This is a genomic window from Neobacillus drentensis, from assembly GCF_036965645.1.
In the GTDB taxonomy this organism is placed as follows: domain Bacteria; phylum Bacillota; class Bacilli; order Bacillales; family Cytobacillaceae; genus Neobacillus; species Neobacillus drentensis_D.
Window position 1 is genome coordinate 1 of record NZ_JBALPZ010000257.1, and the last position, 2,181, is coordinate 2,181.

A 2,181-nucleotide genomic window follows, 5' to 3' on the forward strand; every position below is an offset into this window, starting at 1 on the left:
ACCTAACTGTCTACGCTTAAAGACTAAAGTTACCGTTAGCCCTCCAAGACTCGCTACGAGCGAATGGCTAGTTCTTACTCGGCGGGAGTCCCACCCGCTATATGATACGACCTAGGCTCGGCCGCACACCTACCCCGATAGTTAAATAACAAAATCAGCAACATGCTTTAAAAAGCATAAAAAAGAGAAGCTCTTTTAGCTATTCTCCCACTGCCCATTCTACATAAGAAGTTATATACCTTCTTTACTGAATACAAACAAACGAGATTCTGAATACTAAATGGGTACGAACTTTAATGGAGGTAATCAATAATGAAGCTCCTTGGACTTGTTTTAGTATTAGCTCTAGCACTTACTGCATGTAATGAAACTGACACAACAAAGAATCAACTCAAAGACAACAACATTAACACGACCAAGGTATCTGACAATGCTAAAGTGGGTAAAGGTCAAAAATATGGTGGAAAACGGACTGGATATGGTCAAGTCAAGAAAAATGAACCAGGACAAGCAACTCCACCCATAATTGAAGCTCCAATGCCTGCAATTGAATGGACAGATGAAACAATGACTCAAGACTGGATTAAATGGGCAAAATCACAAGGTCAATATACGACTGAAGGTCATGTTAATACTTCTCAAAATGCAGGTTGGATTTATGCAGTTGGTATGCAGCCTTGGTTCGATAATACGGCCATTAATCATATTGAATCCACTTATAAATTAAATGTTACAAATGTTGAACATAGAACAATGCCTGATGGACAACCTGAAACTATTTTCTATGTTACAAAATAAAAATTACCAGATGGAGTGGATATTTTAAGACAATAGACATTTAAGCAGCTTTCGGGTTGCTTAATTATTTTATATAAATCACCATACTTCAAATGGACACACACATAAATAACTCCATGAATAAACCATCATGGGAGTTTTCCGCCTTGAAAATTAAACGTATCCATATCAAAAAATCCTCTTTGAAATATGATTCATTCTGGGTTAAGAACTGGTTGTTTTACTTTTCATCGGATAGTTCTAAATCCCATCTTTCTTCTACTAATTTCGAACCAGTCCACTCATAATTTTGTTTTTCTTCTGTTAATGTAAAATTATATTTTCGATATAAATAACGAGCAGTTTCTAAAATACTTACCGTCCATAGGTAAACATGTTTGTATCTTTGTTTTTTACAGAAATCGATGGCAGTCTCCATAAGTTTCTTACCTATACCCATACCATGATAATTTTCATCCAAAACAAACCATCTTAATTGGGCAGCTAGATCATTGGATTTAGTAATCGCAATCGAACCTACTATTTTACCATCTACTTCAGCAATCCATAATTCTCCCCCATCTGTATTGAGCATAAATTCAGTTAAGCCCTTCATAACGTAATATTCAAACATTCTTCCAAACTTATAAGTATTTTCGTACAAAGTTCCATGGAGGTGAGCTACGAAACCCACATCTCCTGGTTGAAAAGTTCGAATGGATACCTCTGTTTGAGAAGGATATTCTTTAGTAAATATGGATTCTATGGTTTCCATGGAATTGATTAGCTTGGTCAAATTACGATTCGATATTTCTTGAATCATTTTTGCAACTTCACGATTTGCATTTTCAACTAAGTCATTATAAATTTCTTTACCATAGTCAGTGAGATAAAGTAAGTATTGGCGTTTATCGTTTGATGCTTGCTTCTTGAAAATAATTTTTTCTTCCTCAAATTTTTGAACTATTCTGCTCATCTGTCCACGGTCTATTCCGAGATTTTCTATAACTTCAGTTGAAGTACAACCATTTCTATAATTGATTTCAGTTATAACACGAGCTTCTGTTAATGGAAAAGGCTTATTATAGATTTCTTGGTCAATTTTTCCTAGAACATTTGCATAGTACCGATTAAATTTCCGGATTTTTTCTACATATTGATTCTTTTCCATCTTTTTTCTCCTTAATTTTCAGACTATTTAACACTAACAATACCTTATAATATTTAGTTGATTAAGTCAATCAATTTAATTGATTTAGTCAACTAATGGTTATATCACATTGGAAACATAGAATATTTTAGGGTCTTCTTCAGCAATCCTGCTCCATTACTTGAAGAAGAAAAAGCGACCTTCCTTTTTGAAAAATCGCTTAATTTTAATCACTTAATTAGTAGCGGAATCTT

2 protein-coding genes are annotated in these 2,181 nt (G+C 34.1%); one reads left to right on the forward strand and one right to left on the reverse strand.

The annotated features are described in order from the left end of the window. Positions 1-312 precede the first annotated feature (312 nt). A complete protein-coding gene (locus V7266_RS29890; protein ID WP_335472880.1) occupies positions 313-798 on the forward strand; it encodes a hypothetical protein in 486 nt (161 codons plus the stop codon). Positions 799-1,018: 220 nt separating this feature from the next. On the opposite strand, the gene V7266_RS29895 is transcribed toward V7266_RS29890, so the two are convergent. Beyond that, positions 1,019-1,948 (reverse strand): bifunctional helix-turn-helix transcriptional regulator/GNAT family N-acetyltransferase, encoded by a 930-nt coding sequence (locus V7266_RS29895; RefSeq protein ID WP_335472882.1) that lies wholly within the window; start codon positions 1,946-1,948, stop codon positions 1,019-1,021. Between the last annotated feature and the right edge of the window lie 233 nt (positions 1,949-2,181).